This is a genomic window from Rhodococcus sp. ARC_M12 (assembly GCF_022810385.1).
Taxonomy (GTDB): Bacteria; Actinomycetota; Actinomycetes; order Mycobacteriales; family Mycobacteriaceae; genus Rhodococcoides; species Rhodococcoides navarretei.
Genome location: NZ_JALGQI010000005.1, coordinates 56,703 through 70,416 on the forward strand (window position 1 = coordinate 56,703; position 13,714 = coordinate 70,416).

The following is a 13,714-nucleotide window of genomic DNA, read 5'->3' on the forward strand; positions in this document are numbered from 1 at the left end:
GATGAACCGTTCCCTCCTGCTCCGCCTGTGGACTCTCGCGTGGTTGACTGCCATCTGGGTTCTGTTGTGGGGCAACGTCTCTGCGGCGAACATCCTCGGCGGCATCGCAGTGGGCCTGCTCATCATGGTGCTGCTGCCGTTGCCTCGCGTACCGGTCGAGGGCCGCATCCACGTGTTCTCGCTCGTCAAGCTGGCCGTCGTGTTCCTCTACTACGCGATGGAATCGAGCCTCAGCGTGGCGTGGCTGGCGGTCCGGCCCAAGGCTCCGCCGGTCACCGGCGTGCTGCGCTGCCGCATCGCGATCAAGTCCGATCTGGTGCTCACGCTGTTCGTCGACGCGATGAACCTCGTGCCCGGCACCATGGTGCTCGAGATCGACCGAACCAGACGCCTGCTCTACGTGCACGTGTTGGACATGGGCACCCAGAAGGCCGTCGACGGTTTCTACGCCTACGTGCGGAACCTCGAGAAACTGTTCATCGCGGCGTTCGAGCGAGACTCCGACTGGAAGCCGAGTCCACTGCACTACCAGGAGTACGAGCAGTACCACGGTGTACTCGGCGACGATCCGGCATCGGCGGATCGCGACGCCCCTCGAGACGACAAGAAGACCGACGACAAGAGGAAGGGGAAGTGGTCGTGACCATCGTTCTGGCCATAGCCGGTGCCCTCCTGATCGGTGCCGCGATCCTCACCGCCTACCGACTGCTCGACGGACCGAGCACGCTCGATCGACTCGTCGCCATGGACACCATCCTCGCCGTCTCGATGTGCGGTCTCGGCGTGTGGGCCGTCTACAGCCGCGACACCACCCTGGTGCCGGCGATCGTCGCGCTGTCACTGGTCAGCTTCGTCGGGTCGGTCAGCATCGCACGATTCCGAGTGAGGGACGAATGATCGACACAGTGAGGGCCGAACGATGACCGCAGCCCAGTGGATAGCCTCCGTCTTCATCCTGTTGGGAGCGATGTTCGCCTTCACGGCCGCCGTGGGCATCGTGCGCTTCCCCGATACTCTCTCGCGGATGCACGCGGCCACCAAGCCGCAGGTGGTCGGGCTGATCATGGTGCTGATCGGGGCCATCATCAGCCTGCGCGGCAATGTCGACATCTGGATGCTCGTGCTGGTCGGTATTTTCACCCTGGTGACCGCACCGGTGATCGCGCATACCGTCGGTCGCGTCGCGTACCGAGAGCAGCGCGGCCGCGACGGACTGTTGATCGTCAACGAGATGGAACCGAACGAATCCGACCAGTAGCGCGGAGCGTATCGGGTCAGGATCGGAGGTCGGTGACCAACGATTCGACGACTGCGCGCAGGTCACCGTTGGATTTCGCGGCCACCGCACGCTGACGCTGATACGACGCCCCCAGCCGAGGGATATCGGCCACCGCCGCCAGCTCGTCGACGCAATTCAGTCGGACGGCCGTCGGCGTCAATTTCTCGAGTAGGTCGTTCAGATCGTCGGTGACCAGCCGCTCGTTGCTGTCCGAGTCCAGAATGATCTCGGCATCGAGACCGTATCGGGCGGCCCGCCACTTGTTCTCCTGCACGTGCCACGGAGGAATCGACGGCAATGTCTCCCCCGCCTCCAGCCGCTCGTCGAGATGGACGATGAGGCAGTGCGTCAACGCGACGAGCGCCGCGAGTTCCCGCTTGGTCGACGCCCCGTCGCACACTCGGACCTCGATCGTGCCCCACTTGGGAGCGGGCCGGATGTCCCAGTGCATGCCGCCGAGCTGCTCGATGACGCCGGTCTTGAGCTGATCGCGGACGAACCCCTCGAACTGCGACCAGTCCTCGAACTGGAACGGAAGACCGGCCGTCGGAAGCTGCTGGAACATCAGCGCACGATTACTGGCGTAGCCGGTGTCGTTGCCCGCCCAGATCGGCGAAGACGCCGACAGTGCCAGCAGGTGCGGGTACTGCAGCAGCAGTGAATTGAGAATGGGAAAGACCTTGTCGGGGGACGACACTCCCACGTGCACGTGCACGCCCCAGATCAGCATCTGTCGGCCCCACCACTGCGTCCGAGCGATCAACTCGTCGTAGCTCGGCGAGCTGGTGAGCTGCTGAGTGGACCACTCGGCGAACGGGTGGGTGCCCGCCGAGAACAGATCGATTCCCAGTGGATCCGCGGCACGCTCGACCAACGACAGGGACTCACCGAGGTCCGCCATCGCCTCCCCGACGTTCTCGCACACTCCGGTGACGAGCTCGACGGTGTTGCGCAGCAACTCCTTCGTCACCCGCGGGGTGTCCCCGGCCAGATCGTGGACTCCGTCCATGACCGCCTCGGCGGAATTGACCAGGTCTCGCGTGTTCTTGTCGACCAGCGCGATCTCCCACTCGACGCCCAGTGTCGGGCGCGGTGAACTCGCGAAGTCGATCCGCGGAGCGCTCAAACTACTGCAGCACCGCGCATGCCGCCCGCGAGCCGGCATCGCCGGTCATCAGCGTCGTCATGTCCGGCACAGCAGCACCGTCGGGCAGGGTGTATCGCGGCGGGATGTTGGCGAAGTTGTCGGCACCTTCGTGCACGATCACCGCTGTTCCGGCACCATTCGCACGCAGATCGTCGAGCGTGAGCGCGTCGGTGGTGGTGGTGAGCATGCCGGTGCCGTCCTCGCCGACCTGAATGGACGTCAGATCACCGCTGGCCGGGTACTCGGTGCGACCGTCGACCTGCAGGTGACCGCCCGCGGACAGGAACGCGCCCGGCTCCCCGCCGGTCGGTGCCACGGAGTTGGGCTCGCAGGCGGCGACGGTGTGAATGTGGAAGCCGTGGAAGCCGGGGGCCATGTCCTCGACCTCGGCGGTGACGACGACCTTGTCGCCCTCGGACGCGAACGACACCATGCCCACCTCGGCACCGTCGGCGTTGCGCAGGGTGCCCTCGATGGTGTCGCCGGAGCTCGACTCGGCCGGGCTGTCACCTGCTACGGCTTCTGCCTCCGGGTCGGCCTCGCCGGTCCAGACCGGCGGGACGGTGCCCTGGACGTCGGACGGAACCTCGCCGTTGCTGCAGGCAGAGAGCCCGAGCGCTGCGATCGCGAGGACCGGGGCCACGTAACGCAACGATCGGGTCGCAGCAGTGCGTCGCTTGAACATGTCCATCGGAAATCGCTCCTCTTTCAGGCAGTTTCGCCGGGCTCGAAAATGATAACGTGCCGACCGATCGTGCCGAATCGGGCACGGAGGTCGACGCTGTGGAATTGGTCGCCGCAGGGCTACTGGGTCACGATGACGACAACGCCTGCCGTGGATTCGAGTGAGGTCGGCTTGGGTTCGGCCGGGACGCCGAGCTGCGTGGCGATCGTCTGAGCGGCCTGTTCCTCGCCTGTCGACGTACCGTAGTACACCGCGGTCTGCGCGAACTGGTCTGCGCTGAAGTTGCCTGTCTCGGCGACGTTCCACCCCTCGGCGGTCAACGTGTCTGCGGTGCCGGCCGCCAGGCCGGAGACGTTGGAGTTGTTGAGTACTCGCACCTCGACGTCGGCGGGGGCACCCGAGGTAGTGGTGGGTGCCGCGGCGCCGGTCGACGCGTCGGCTGCGGGGACCTGGGCTGCCGGGGCCTGGGCGGTGGGTGCCACGGAGGCCGGCGCACTCGTCGTCTCGGCGGTGGGCTCGGCGGCCGCGTCGTCGGAATCGGACCCGGTCAGCGACAGTGCGCCGATCGCTGCGAACAGAATCGCGAGCGAGATCAACACCATGGCCAGGGCACGGAGTGGTGGCCCGGTCTGTTCCGGGTTGGGGCTGCTCACGTACTCGACCCTAGCCGACCGTCGACGGCCACTCGGAACACGGAACGATGGAACCTACTCAGACGTCGAAACCCAACCGGCGGGCAGCCCGAGCCTTCTGCCGACTCGCACGCAACCGGCGCAAACGCTTGACCAGCATCGGATCCGCGGCGAGCGCCTCGGGACGATCGACCAACGCGTTCAAGATCTGGTAGTAGCGGGTTGCCGACATGGAGAAGAGTTCCTTGATGGCCTCTTCCTTCGCCCCGGCGTACTTCCACCACTGTCGCTCGAAGGACAGGATGTCGTGCTCTCGTCGACTCAGTCCGTCCGCACCGACCTCGTTCGGATCCTGAGAGCCGTCCGAACTTCCCGGTTGCTGAGACTGGTTCGAGTCACGCGCTGCTGCGCTGTCCATCCCACTCCTCGACATCTCGACTCTCCAGGGTCTGCACGATCACCTACCCGGAGAAATCTGCTTCCCCCAGCACTGCCGGCACCCACAGGAGCACCGACCGAATTACACAGTTGTACTTCGAGCATCATTCAACCATGCTCGACGGCTCGAGCACGGCTCCCGCGAGCTACCGGCGCGTGGCGTGTTCCACCCGATGACCCGCATGCACCACGTGTTCGGGTCGTTCCGCAGGCTCCACTCTCGCCCTACTATCCTTGTCGACCATGGCAATTCTTCCCATCCGGATCGTCGGCGATCCGGTGCTTCACACCGCAACCGCTCCCGTCACCGAGTCACCCGCCGAGCTGGCCGAGCTGATCGCCGACATGTACGAGACATTGGCCGCCGCGAACGGCGTCGGTCTCGCCGCGAATCAGGTCGGCCTCGGCAAGCGTCTGTTCATCTACGACTGCCCCGATCAAGGCGAGGACGGCAAGATCTTCCGCCGCCGCGGCGAGGTCGTCAACCCGGTGCTCGAGACGTCCGAGATTCCGGAGACGATGCCCGATCCGGACGACGACGACGAGGGCTGCCTGTCCGTCCCGGGCGAGCAGCACCCCACCGGCCGCGCCGAGTGGGCCCGCGTGACCGGTACGGACGCCAACGGCGATCCCGTGGACATCGAGGGCCGCGGCTTCTTCGCTCGGATGCTCCAGCACGAGGTGGGTCATCTCGACGGGTTCCTCTACACCGACGTGCTCATCGGCCGACATGCACGGGCCGCGAAGAAGGCCATCAAGCGCGCCGGATGGGGCGTGCCCGGGCTCAGCTGGACGCCCGGCACAGTGGACGACCCGTTCGGCCACGACGACGAGGACGACGACTGACCGTCCCGGTGGGTACGCGGGTGATGCTGCGCTACCGGTTGCCACCCGGCCACACCCACCCGATGACGGACGTGATCGGCGAACTGGTGTCGGCCGACGCCGATGCAGTCTCGGTGCGCGGTAGGGACGGCGCACTGGTGCAGGTCGCAGCCGAACGAGTCGTGGCGCTGAAACCTCTGGGGCCCAAACCGATCCGCACCTCGGAGATTCGCTCGCTCGAGGCCGCTGCCGCCGACGGGTGGCCGGGCGTCGAGCGGGAATGGCTGGACGGTTGGCAACTGCGGTTCGGTCACGGGTTCACCGGACGCGCCAACTCGGCGATACCGCTCGAGCCCGGAGCGTCGATCACGGCCGAGACTCTTACACAGATCATCGACCGATACGCCGCTCACGGACTGCCCCCGACGCTCTCGCTCCCCGACCGCCTTGGCAGCGCCCCGGCGGGGTGGCGGACGTACAACGAAACCGCCGTCATGGCTGCAGATATCTCGAATCTTGTTCTGCGAGAAGGCGAATCGGCCATCGACGTGACCGCGCAGCCGACAGAGGAGTGGCTGACTTCCCTGCGCTACCAGGGCCGCGAGGCACCCGAGGGTGCAGCGGAGGTGGCATCCGCAATCCGGGGCGGCACCCTCGGTTTCGGCATGATCGGCGCGCGCTCGTCGTCGGCAGCCGCCGTCGGTCGCGCAGCCGTCACCACCGCCCCGGACGGTCGATGCTGGGTGGGATTGACCTCGCTCTGGGTCTCTCCCGAGCATCGCCGCAACGGCCTCGGCACCCTGATGTGCGAAGAACTGGTGCGCTGGGGACGCGAGCACAGCGCGACGCACGCCTATCTGCAGGTAGCCGTCGACAACACCGAAGCCGTTGCCCTGTATCGGGATCTGGGTTTCGTCGACCATCATCACTATCGCTATGCCCGACCCGAGAACGCAATCGGTCCGAACCCTGTCGGGGGCATTCGATAGGGTTCCTTCCCGTGCGCTTGGCTACTTGGAATGTGAACTCCGTCCGCTCTCGTCAGGATCGAATCGTCGATTGGCTGCAGCGATCCGATGTCGATGTCCTGGCGATGCAGGAAACCAAGTGCAAGGACGCACAGTTTCCGTACGAGCGGTTCACCGATATCGGGTACGAGGTCGCCCACGTCGGGCTGAGTCAGTGGAACGGCGTCGCGATCGCGTCGCGCGTCGGCCTGGACGACGTGCAGGTCGGCTTCGAGGATCAGCCCGGGTTCAGCAAGGATCCCGAGATCGATCCCGCTCAGGAGGCCCGCGCCATCGGGGCCACGTGCGACGGGGTCCGCGTCTGGAGCCTGTACGTGCCGAACGGTCGCGAGCTCGCCGATCCGCACTACACCTACAAGCTCGAGTGGCTCGCCGCGTTGAAGGCCGATGCGCAGGCGTGGGTCACCGCCGATCCGCAGGCGCAGATCGCGCTCGTGGGCGACTGGAACATCGCGCCCACCGACGACGACGTCTGGGATCCGGCGCTGTTCGAGGGCAAGACCCACACCTCACAGGCCGAGCGAGACGCCTTCACCGCGTTCGGCGATGCCGGCTTCACCGAGGTGACGCGACAGTTCACCCCCGAGCCCAGGACGTACACCTACTGGGACTACACACAGTTGCGGTTCCCGAAGAAGCAGGGTCTGCGCATCGACATGGCACTCACCTCTCCTGCCCTGGCGGCTCGGGTGACCGGAGCGTCGATCGACCGTGAAGAACGCAAGGGCAAGGGCGCGAGCGATCACGCTCCGGTGATCGTGGAGATCGGCTGAGCAGAGTCCACCGACCTGCCCGCCACCGACCTGGCGGCGAGAATCGCCCCGACCGCAATCAACAGTCCGTGCACTATCCGCACGGCCGGTGGCGTGTAGAACTGCGGCAGGAACAGCACGAACCCAGCGGCCAACACCATGGCATAGCGGTTGCGTAGCGCGAACACCACCAGCCCGACGGCGATCAGCACGAGTCCGAGCCCGAACATGACGGACTGCACGAGCGAGTATCGAATGGGGTCGGCCAGCTCGATCAGGCCCGGGTTCGAGGTCTGCGCGGCCTCGACACCGAGCGCATGCAGCGCGAAGGTTTCCGCTCCGTAGTACGGCAGTACCAACCCGACGCCGATCCAGGTGGTCACGACGGCAACATCGGACCGTCGACCCGCGTAGAGGACGAGGAGCCCGAGCGCGATGAATCCGAGCATGGCGAAGGTATGGGCGAGCACCCAGTTCGAGGATGCGAAGGCGTCGACCCCCGCGCTGCCCACCTCGTCCGAGTAAGGGCGCAGTACGGGATACGCGGCGAACATGACGCCGACGAACAGATACAGGGCTGTACGCATCGGGAGACACCACACCTTTCGAGAGCGACGCTCTCTACAGGAAGCAGTATTCACTCGATGGGTCGACAGTGCAAGAGCACCGCTCTCTATTCGACGATCAGGTCCAGAAATTCCTCGTGTTGCGCCACATATCGCCGGACGTAGGTGCAGATCGGAACGATGCGCCACTGTCGATCGCGCGCAGTGTTCAGCGACGCCCGCACCAGTACGCCGGCCCACCCGCGGTCGCCGTACTCCTCCTTGACGACGGTATGCATGAGCGCGACAACGGGGCCCACGCCGCCGTCGTCACCCTCACCGAAGCGGTAACCGAGAATGCCGACGAGTTCGTCGTCGACGAAGAGGTCGAACCTGTTGTGATCGACGTCGTCCTCGATACGAACGACGGGGCGATCGAGCGGCGCCGCCTCACGGGTCCGCCTGGGGAGAATGTGACTCATGTCACTTATGACACCAGTGTTGTCCATGTGACGCGAGACGAGTGCATCGATCGTCGCCGAGTCGAGCCCTTAATGTGACCAGCCACAATGCGACCAGCCTTGATGTAACCAGCCCTACTCGTGACCGAGCGATGTCGTCAGGGACGTCAGAGCGCGACGAGCATGTCGTTGTACTCCGGATTGGCCGCGGCGAAGCGCTGCACGTAGGTGCAGACCGGCTTGACCTTCCAGCCGTACGAGCGGGCGCTGTCGAGTGCGCGACGCACCAGAATGCCGGCCAGCCCTTGGTGGCCGAAGTCCTCGGTGACGACCGTGTGCATGAAGGACACGACATGAGTGCGCGTCGCGCGCGTGCCGTTTCCCTCCACCTCGTAGAACCCGACGATCCCGACGAGATCGCCGTTCAATCGGAGCTCGAAACGGTTCTGGTCCTTGTTGATCGAGACATCAGCGCTAGGAGAGCTTGCAAGCATGGGACGCCTCCTTCGCTGTGTGTGGAGTGATGAACGAATGAAATCGATGTGACGTGCACCACTATTAAACATGCGCGCGGTGGCTCTGTCACCTTTTCTACCAACAAACCTTCGGATGCGTAGGTTTGTCCGTCGAACACGACACGAATGCTGGTACGGATCATAAGCGTCCCTGTTCGCCGTTGTGATACAACAACATTCAAGACCGGCCCATGTTTTCTCCACGTCTTCGACAATCCGATCAACCTGCCGAGACCACCGTCCCCCTGCCCGCCGGTACTGTCTTCTCTCGTGAAGTTCCTACCGCTCACGCCCAACGGCGAGACTCCTGTCCGCGCGCTGACCATCGCCGGAACCGACTCCGGCGGCGGTGCCGGAATCCAGGCGGACAGTCGGACAATGGCGCTGCTCGGTGTCCACGCGTGCGTTGCCGTCGCCGCGGTCACGGTCCAGAACACCGTCGGCGTGACGGGCTTCCACGAGATCCCGCCGGACGTCGTCGCAGCGCAGGTTCGCTCGGTGGTGTCCGATATCGGTGTCGGCGCAGCGAAGACCGGAATGCTGGCCTCCACCGCGATCATCGAGGCGGTCACGGCCGTCTGCACCGAGGTGGGCATCGGGCGGGATCAGCCGGTCCCTCTGGTGGTCGATCCGGTGTGCGCGTCGATGCACGGCGATCCACTACTGCACGCCGAAGCCCTCGACGCCATCCGCCACACCCTGTTTCCCATCGCCTCGCTGGTGACCCCCAACCTCGACGAGATTCGGCTCATCACCGGCGTCGACGTGGTCGACGACTCCACCGCGCGCCGCGCCGCCGAGGCCCTGCACGGGTTGGGCGCGCAGTGGGCCCTGGTCAAGGGCGGCCACCTGAGAACATCCACGCACAGCACCGACCTGCTGTTCGACGGCGACACATTCCTCGAGTTCACCAGCGAGCGCATCGCCACCGGCAACGATCACGGCGGCGGCGACACCCTGGCCGCATCGATCGCATCGGCGCTGGCACACGGATACTCCATGCCCGACGCGGTGGCGTTCGGTAAGGAATGGGTCACCCGATGCCTTGCCGCGTCCTACGACCTGGGCGCGGGCCACGGCCCGGTGTCACCGCTCTGGCGACTGCACGAGTCGGAGGATGCGTAGATCGTCGGGTGCGCCCTTGATCTTCGGGGCGAAGAAGCTGCGACGATAGGGCTTGGAGACCACGCGCAACGCGTCGAGCACCTCCGGTGACACTGCGTCCAGTGCGGCGGCGGAGATCATGATGTTGCCGTTCCCGCCGGTCTGCATCACGCGGGCGGCGACGGTGACATCGACGCCCAGCCAGTCCGAACCGACCTGGCGCGGACTGCCGGTGTGAATACCGACCCGCATCGTCGGGGTGTAGCCGTCGACGTTCACGCCGGTCAGTGCTTCTCGTGCCGCGAACACGGCTTCGACGGCTTTGCCCGAATCGGCGAAGACGGCCATGATGCCGTCGCCCAGTCTCTTGACGACGTGCCCGCCGCGGACCGTGACCTCGGGTTCGACGGCTTTGGAGACCCTGCGGAGCAGCGTCAGGGTGGCGGTGTCCCCCGCGCGGAGCGACCACGACGAGAATCCGACGAGGTCCGTGAAGACGATGGTGACGTCGCGTTCGCCGCGACCTCGCCCTGCGCGTTCGAGAATCGCCTGCCACAGCTGCAGAGCCCCGAGTCCCACTTCGCGGGATGCGCCCGGTTCGTCGTCGAGTCCGTTCGCAGCCAGGAACCTGTCTGCGACGCGGGCCACGGCCAGTGCCCGTCCGGGACCGTCGATCGACAGGGGATCACCGAACGTGGGGTCACCGGGTAAGGCGCGACGCACACGCCGAACCGCCCCGACCACCGTGGGCGCTCGGTTGGTGGTGCGGACCCACTTCACCACCGAATCGACGACTGCGTTCACAACATCGAGCGTAACCCACGGTTACACATACTTACCCTCATCCTTCGGCACGTGCGGCCTCGCGCTCGGCTCCGACCGGTACCCCGTTGGGGCCCTCCACCGACTGCGCGTAGACGCCGATTCCGTAGGCCACCGCCGCGCCGTTCTTCGCCAGTGCTGCGCGGTCGACGTTCGCCAAGGTGTCCTGGTCGGTGTGGTAGTTCTCGTCGAACGTCTGATCCGCGGTGCCGCCCCACTTCTCGGCCTGCTCGGCAGTCTTGTTCTCGTCCGCGCCACTGAAGACGCCACCGGCCGGGATTCCGACCTCGATGAACGGGCCGTAATCCGATCGGCCGTCGAAATCGGTTCCGTCGACGGCGGTGCCCTCGTCGGCCAGTCGCTCGACGAAGGTCCGCTCGATGGCGTCGGATCCGGCCGGTCCAGCGGGCTCACCCACCTGGTCGGAATCGTCTCCGTCGTAGGCGAGGTAGCCGGCGTTGTTGGAGCCGATCATGTCGAAGTTCAAGTACAGCGCGATGTTTCGCTTGTCCTCGTCGGACAGGCCCTCGACGTACTTCGTGGAACCGACGAGACCGTTCTCCTCGGCACCCCAGAACGCGAAGCGCACCGCATTGGTGACCTCGGGTGCACTACCCATCTGCAGTGCGGTTTCCAGCACTGCCGCTGTGCCGGTGCCGTTGTCGTTGATGCCGGGGCCTTCGGGGACGCTGTCGAGGTGCGCGCCGGTGACCACCACGTTCTCGGTCGACCCGGTGGTGGTCTGCGCAATGATGTTGCGGCTCATGGTCGTGTCGGTTTCGGTCACCAGGGTCAGCGTCACCTCGGGTGCGGCGAGAACGGCCGCACCGTCCTCCTGACTCACGCCGCCGGTCGGAATCTGTGCGGTCTCGGCATCACCGAGCGTCCCCGAATCGAGCGGACCCGGTTCGTTGTTGACGATGATCGCCGCGGCCGCACCCAGTTCTGCTGCGACGGTTTGCTTCACACCGAACGGGCACACGCCGCGCGGAACCACCGCAACGGCTCCGGCCAGGTCGAGGCCGGCGTAATCGGTTGCCTCACAGCCGTCTGCATCGGCGGGAGCACCGACGACGCGTGCGGTGATCCCCTCGGCGGTGGTGGTGGGTGAGTAACTGAGTGCGAACACCGGGACCTCGGTGCCCGCCAGTGACAGAGTTTGGGTCTGCGCCTCGAAGGTCTCGAACTCGAATTCCGGGGTGGTGACCTCGAACCCGGCCGATTCGAGTTGTGAGACAACGTAATCGACGCTCGCGTCGTATCCGGCGGTGCCGGCGGCGCGGTTGCCGTCGTGTTCGGCGGCAATGCTCTCGAGCTCTTCCAGGTGGCCCACCAAGGCTTCCTCGGTGACCGCGGCAGACAGGCCCTGCCCGTCGGGTGTCGCGAAAACTCTGGCCGGTTCCTCGTCCGAGGTGGACGAGCAACCGGCCAGAATCAAGACAGTGACGGCGCTACCTGCAAGCAAGGAAATCCGCATAGCGGACACCATACCCAGAGAGGCCTCGCGCGTCAGGCGTCCCGACGATTGACGACCAACACTGCTGCGCCGAAAACAACCGCGGTGAAGACGACGAAGTAGATCAGGCTGCCGATCGGGCCCCAGTGAAAGTCGATTCCGCCGCTGGAGCCGAGGAAGTGGTTGGCATTGAGGAACGGCAGGAACGGCTGGATCTTGTCGCCTACCTTCGGGATGAGGCCGACGACGTTCTCGATGAGCAGCGGCCACAGCAGCAGCACGGCGATGGCACCGGCGGACTGTCGAATGAGCGCACCCACCGCTACTGCCAGCACGATCTGCACGAACGCCAGGATTGCCGCGCCGTAGACGACACGCCACGTGCCGTCCACATCGAAGCCGAGGAGCGCCCCGGCCTCCTCGCCTGCAATCGACTTCGCCAGGAACAGCGCGCCGAACGCCAGGACGAGAGACAGCACCGCGCCGTACACACCGACGATGAGCGCCTTGGCACCGAGGACCGAAGCCCGGTTGGTGACCGATTGGAACGTGGTGCGAATCAGACCGAACCGGTATTCGCTGGTGACGGTCAGTGCCGCCAGGATCATCAGCACCATGATGCCCAGCCCGCCCACACCGCTGGCCACGACGTCGTAGGCGGTGGTCGGAGGTAGGCCTTCCGGCGCGTCGGGTCCGATCGCGGTCTTGGCCGCCCAACCCAGGATGGCTCCGAAGCCGAGGCCGAACACCACCACGATCGCGCTGCACCACCACGGTGATTTGGTCGAGGTGAACTTGATTCTTTCTGCTGCCAAGACGCCCATCAGAGTGACCCGCCCATCGCTTGCTGAGTGTTCTGTTCTTCGGCTCCCGCGCCGTGATATTGCACTGTTTCTCCGGTGAGTTTCATGAACGCTTCTTCGAGAGATCCTCGCTGTGAGGCCAACTCGTGCAATGTGATTCCAGCTCGGCCGGCGATGTCGCCGATCGCGTCGGTGGTCGAGTTCAGCACCACCAGCGAGGGCTGAAGCTCATCTGTCTTGTCCGGCTCACGCACGGTGAGACCGGCCGTGGTCAACGCCTGGCGCAGGCCGTCGAGCTGCGGACTGCGGACGCGCACCGACGCTTCGGAGGCGCGATCGATGAATTCCTGCACCGAGGAATCCGAGATCAACTTGCCGCGTCCGATGACGATGAGGTGTTCCGCCGTCTGCGCCATCTCCGAGAGCAGGTGGCTCGAGACCAGCACCGTTCGGCCCTCGGCTGCCAAGCGCTGCATGAACTTTCGGATCCAGACGATGCCCTCGGGATCGAGTCCGTTGACCGGCTCGTCGAACAGCAGCACCTTGGGGTCACCGAGCAGCGCGCCGGCGAGTCCGAGTCGCTGCGACATGCCGAGCGAGAACCCGCCCGCATTCTTCTTCGCGACCTCCGACAGGCCAACCAGACGCAGCACCTCGTCGACGCGCGACTTCGGAATGCCGTTGGAGGCGGCCATCCACTCGAGATGCGCACGGGCCGAACGGTTCGGGTGTACCCACTTGGCGTCGAGCAGAGCCCCGACGGTACGCAGTGGTTGCTTGAGATGGCTGTAGTTCTTGCCCTCGATGGTCGCCGTTCCCGAGGTCGGGCGGTCGAGACCGAGGATCATCCGCATCGTGGTCGACTTGCCTGCGCCGTTGGGGCCCAGGAAGCCGGTCACGATGCCGGGTTTGATGGTGAAGGTGAGGTTGTCGACCGCCGTCACCGCGCCGTATTGCTTGGTCAGTCCTGTCACTTCGATCATGGGTACAACTGTCCCCGATCGAACGCGTGCGCACATCGACCTACAGTCGCCTTTTCCATCATCCTTTCGGATGACACACACCCTGAGACAGTTCGGTCGCAGGGGCGGCACGCGGTCAGCGGGCGGCGCGCGGCCGCAAATGCGCGCGCGTTTGCCAGATGCGCGCAAAGTCGACACACCAGTTCGCGCGCGTTTCACGAATGCGCGCGCGTTTGCGAGATGCGCGCCGGTGAAGCAGG

General features: G+C 65.5%; 18 protein-coding genes. 7 read left to right on the forward strand and 11 right to left on the reverse strand.

Annotated features, from left to right (window positions below):
- Nucleotide 1: 1 nt before the first annotated feature.
- The 3 genes from MTX35_RS08190 to mnhG are packed head-to-tail and all read left to right on the forward strand — an operon-like array spanning nucleotide 2 to nucleotide 1,258.
- Nucleotides 2-643, forward strand: coding sequence for a Na+/H+ antiporter subunit E (locus MTX35_RS08190; protein WP_374230261.1), 642 nt, complete (start codon nucleotides 2-4; stop codon nucleotides 641-643).
- On the forward strand, nucleotides 640-897 hold the full coding sequence (locus tag MTX35_RS08195; RefSeq protein WP_128646448.1) for a monovalent cation/H+ antiporter complex subunit F: 258 nt from the start codon (nucleotides 640-642) through the stop codon (nucleotides 895-897). Before MTX35_RS08190 ends, MTX35_RS08195 begins: the two co-directional genes overlap by 4 nt.
- Before the next feature lie 22 nt (nucleotides 898-919).
- Nucleotides 920-1,258 carry a monovalent cation/H(+) antiporter subunit G gene (gene mnhG / locus MTX35_RS08200; protein ID WP_128646447.1) on the forward strand — a complete coding sequence of 113 codons (339 nt, stop codon included), beginning with the start codon at nucleotides 920-922 and terminating at the stop codon, nucleotides 1,256-1,258.
- A 16-nt stretch (nucleotides 1,259-1,274) separates the two neighbouring features.
- On the opposite strand, the gene MTX35_RS08205 is transcribed toward mnhG, so the two are convergent.
- The 4 genes from MTX35_RS08205 to MTX35_RS08220 all read right to left on the reverse strand — a co-directional run bounded on the left by MTX35_RS08205 (nucleotide 1,275) and on the right by MTX35_RS08220 (nucleotide 4,161).
- Nucleotides 1,275-2,444: a glutamate--cysteine ligase gene (locus tag MTX35_RS08205; protein ID WP_128646446.1), complete on the reverse strand. Its 1,170-nt coding sequence runs from the start codon at nucleotides 2,442-2,444 to the stop codon at nucleotides 1,275-1,277.
- A complete protein-coding gene (locus MTX35_RS08210) occupies nucleotides 2,407-3,117 on the reverse strand; it encodes a superoxide dismutase family protein (protein WP_243594500.1) in 711 nt (236 codons plus the stop codon). Before MTX35_RS08210 ends, MTX35_RS08205 begins: the two co-directional genes overlap by 38 nt.
- Nucleotides 3,118-3,230: 113 nt before the next feature.
- The gene (locus MTX35_RS08215) at nucleotides 3,231-3,764 is read right to left on the reverse strand and encodes a LytR C-terminal domain-containing protein (RefSeq protein WP_243594501.1); all 534 of its coding nucleotides are present in this window, start codon (nucleotides 3,762-3,764) and stop codon (nucleotides 3,231-3,233) included.
- Between the two features lie 58 nt (nucleotides 3,765-3,822).
- Nucleotides 3,823-4,161: a DUF3263 domain-containing protein gene (locus tag MTX35_RS08220; RefSeq protein WP_149406568.1), complete on the reverse strand. Its 339-nt coding sequence runs from the start codon at nucleotides 4,159-4,161 to the stop codon at nucleotides 3,823-3,825.
- 263 nt (nucleotides 4,162-4,424) lie between these two features.
- On the opposite strand from MTX35_RS08220, the gene MTX35_RS08225 reads away from it, so the two are divergent.
- From MTX35_RS08225 to MTX35_RS08235, 3 genes are read left to right on the forward strand one after another with little or no spacing between them, the layout of a single operon-like run.
- The gene (locus MTX35_RS08225; RefSeq protein ID WP_243594502.1) at nucleotides 4,425-5,027 is read left to right on the forward strand and encodes a peptide deformylase; all 603 of its coding nucleotides are present in this window, start codon (nucleotides 4,425-4,427) and stop codon (nucleotides 5,025-5,027) included.
- A 23-nt stretch (nucleotides 5,028-5,050) separates the two neighbouring features.
- Entirely contained in the window at nucleotides 5,051-5,995 is a 945-nt protein-coding gene (locus MTX35_RS08230) for a GNAT family N-acetyltransferase (RefSeq protein WP_374230262.1), read from the forward strand.
- Nucleotides 5,996-6,006: 11 nt separating this feature from the next.
- A complete protein-coding gene (locus tag MTX35_RS08235) occupies nucleotides 6,007-6,807 on the forward strand; it encodes an exodeoxyribonuclease III (RefSeq protein WP_149406565.1) in 801 nt (266 codons plus the stop codon).
- Here MTX35_RS08235 and MTX35_RS08240 read toward each other — a convergent pair.
- The 3 genes from MTX35_RS08240 to MTX35_RS08250 all read right to left on the reverse strand — a co-directional run bounded on the left by MTX35_RS08240 (nucleotide 6,777) and on the right by MTX35_RS08250 (nucleotide 8,286).
- Nucleotides 6,777-7,373 carry a hypothetical protein gene (locus MTX35_RS08240; protein WP_243594504.1) on the reverse strand — a complete coding sequence of 199 codons (597 nt, stop codon included), beginning with the start codon at nucleotides 7,371-7,373 and terminating at the stop codon, nucleotides 6,777-6,779. The two genes, MTX35_RS08235 and MTX35_RS08240, sit on opposite strands and share 31 nt — an antisense overlap.
- A gap of 86 nt (nucleotides 7,374-7,459) precedes the next feature.
- Nucleotides 7,460-7,813 (reverse strand): GNAT family N-acetyltransferase, encoded by a 354-nt coding sequence (locus MTX35_RS08245; protein WP_243594505.1) that lies wholly within the window; start codon nucleotides 7,811-7,813, stop codon nucleotides 7,460-7,462.
- A gap of 146 nt (nucleotides 7,814-7,959) precedes the next feature.
- Nucleotides 7,960-8,286 carry a GNAT family N-acetyltransferase gene (locus tag MTX35_RS08250; RefSeq protein ID WP_068048077.1) on the reverse strand — a complete coding sequence of 109 codons (327 nt, stop codon included), beginning with the start codon at nucleotides 8,284-8,286 and terminating at the stop codon, nucleotides 7,960-7,962.
- Between the two features lie 291 nt (nucleotides 8,287-8,577).
- On the opposite strand from MTX35_RS08250, the gene thiD reads away from it, so the two are divergent.
- Nucleotides 8,578-9,432, forward strand: a complete 855-nt coding sequence (gene thiD, locus MTX35_RS08255; protein ID WP_243594506.1) for a bifunctional hydroxymethylpyrimidine kinase/phosphomethylpyrimidine kinase — start codon at nucleotides 8,578-8,580, stop codon at nucleotides 9,430-9,432.
- On the opposite strand, the gene MTX35_RS08260 is transcribed toward thiD, so the two are convergent.
- From MTX35_RS08260 to MTX35_RS08275, 4 genes are read right to left on the reverse strand one after another with little or no spacing between them, the layout of a single operon-like run.
- On the reverse strand, nucleotides 9,394-10,215 hold the full coding sequence (locus MTX35_RS08260) for an adenylate/guanylate cyclase domain-containing protein (RefSeq protein ID WP_243594507.1): 822 nt from the start codon (nucleotides 10,213-10,215) through the stop codon (nucleotides 9,394-9,396). The genes thiD and MTX35_RS08260 overlap by 39 nt on opposite strands.
- Before the next feature lie 37 nt (nucleotides 10,216-10,252).
- Nucleotides 10,253-11,710: a M20/M25/M40 family metallo-hydrolase gene (locus tag MTX35_RS08265; protein ID WP_243594508.1), complete on the reverse strand. Its 1,458-nt coding sequence runs from the start codon at nucleotides 11,708-11,710 to the stop codon at nucleotides 10,253-10,255.
- A 32-nt stretch (nucleotides 11,711-11,742) separates the two neighbouring features.
- Nucleotides 11,743-12,513, reverse strand: coding sequence for an ABC transporter permease (locus MTX35_RS08270; protein ID WP_243594509.1), 771 nt, complete (start codon nucleotides 12,511-12,513; stop codon nucleotides 11,743-11,745).
- Nucleotides 12,513-13,475 carry an ABC transporter ATP-binding protein gene (locus MTX35_RS08275; protein WP_243594510.1) on the reverse strand — a complete coding sequence of 321 codons (963 nt, stop codon included), beginning with the start codon at nucleotides 13,473-13,475 and terminating at the stop codon, nucleotides 12,513-12,515. Before MTX35_RS08275 ends, MTX35_RS08270 begins: the two co-directional genes overlap by 1 nt.
- Between the last annotated feature and the right edge of the window lie 239 nt (nucleotides 13,476-13,714).

Excerpts from the sequence above, each read along its gene's own strand:
- MTX35_RS08245 (WP_243594505.1), bottom strand. The coding sequence starts at position 7,813 with ATGAGTCACATTCTCCCCAGGCGGACCCGTGAGGCGGCGCCGCTCGAT.
- MTX35_RS08220 (WP_149406568.1), bottom strand. The coding sequence starts at position 4,161 with ATGGACAGCGCAGCAGCGCGTGACTCGAACCAGTCTCAGCAACCGGGA.
- MTX35_RS08205 (WP_128646446.1), bottom strand. The coding sequence starts at position 2,444 with ATGCCGGCTCGCGGGCGGCATGCGCGGTGCTGCAGTAGTTTGAGCGCT.
- mnhG (WP_128646447.1), top strand. The coding sequence starts at position 920 with ATGACCGCAGCCCAGTGGATAGCCTCCGTCTTCATCCTGTTGGGAGCG.
- MTX35_RS08265 (WP_243594508.1), bottom strand. The coding sequence starts at position 11,710 with ATGCGGATTTCCTTGCTTGCAGGTAGCGCCGTCACTGTCTTGATTCTG.
- MTX35_RS08270 (WP_243594509.1), bottom strand. The coding sequence starts at position 12,513 with ATGGGCGTCTTGGCAGCAGAAAGAATCAAGTTCACCTCGACCAAATCA.
- MTX35_RS08210 (WP_243594500.1), bottom strand. The coding sequence starts at position 3,117 with ATGGACATGTTCAAGCGACGCACTGCTGCGACCCGATCGTTGCGTTAC.
- MTX35_RS08230 (WP_374230262.1), top strand. The coding sequence starts at position 5,051 with ATGCTGCGCTACCGGTTGCCACCCGGCCACACCCACCCGATGACGGAC.
- MTX35_RS08250 (WP_068048077.1), bottom strand. The coding sequence starts at position 8,286 with ATGCTTGCAAGCTCTCCTAGCGCTGATGTCTCGATCAACAAGGACCAG.
- MTX35_RS08240 (WP_243594504.1), bottom strand. The coding sequence starts at position 7,373 with ATGCGTACAGCCCTGTATCTGTTCGTCGGCGTCATGTTCGCCGCGTAT.
- MTX35_RS08275 (WP_243594510.1), bottom strand. The coding sequence starts at position 13,475 with ATGATCGAAGTGACAGGACTGACCAAGCAATACGGCGCGGTGACGGCG.
- MTX35_RS08225 (WP_243594502.1), top strand. The coding sequence starts at position 4,425 with ATGGCAATTCTTCCCATCCGGATCGTCGGCGATCCGGTGCTTCACACC.
- MTX35_RS08190 (WP_374230261.1), top strand. The coding sequence starts at position 2 with ATGAACCGTTCCCTCCTGCTCCGCCTGTGGACTCTCGCGTGGTTGACT.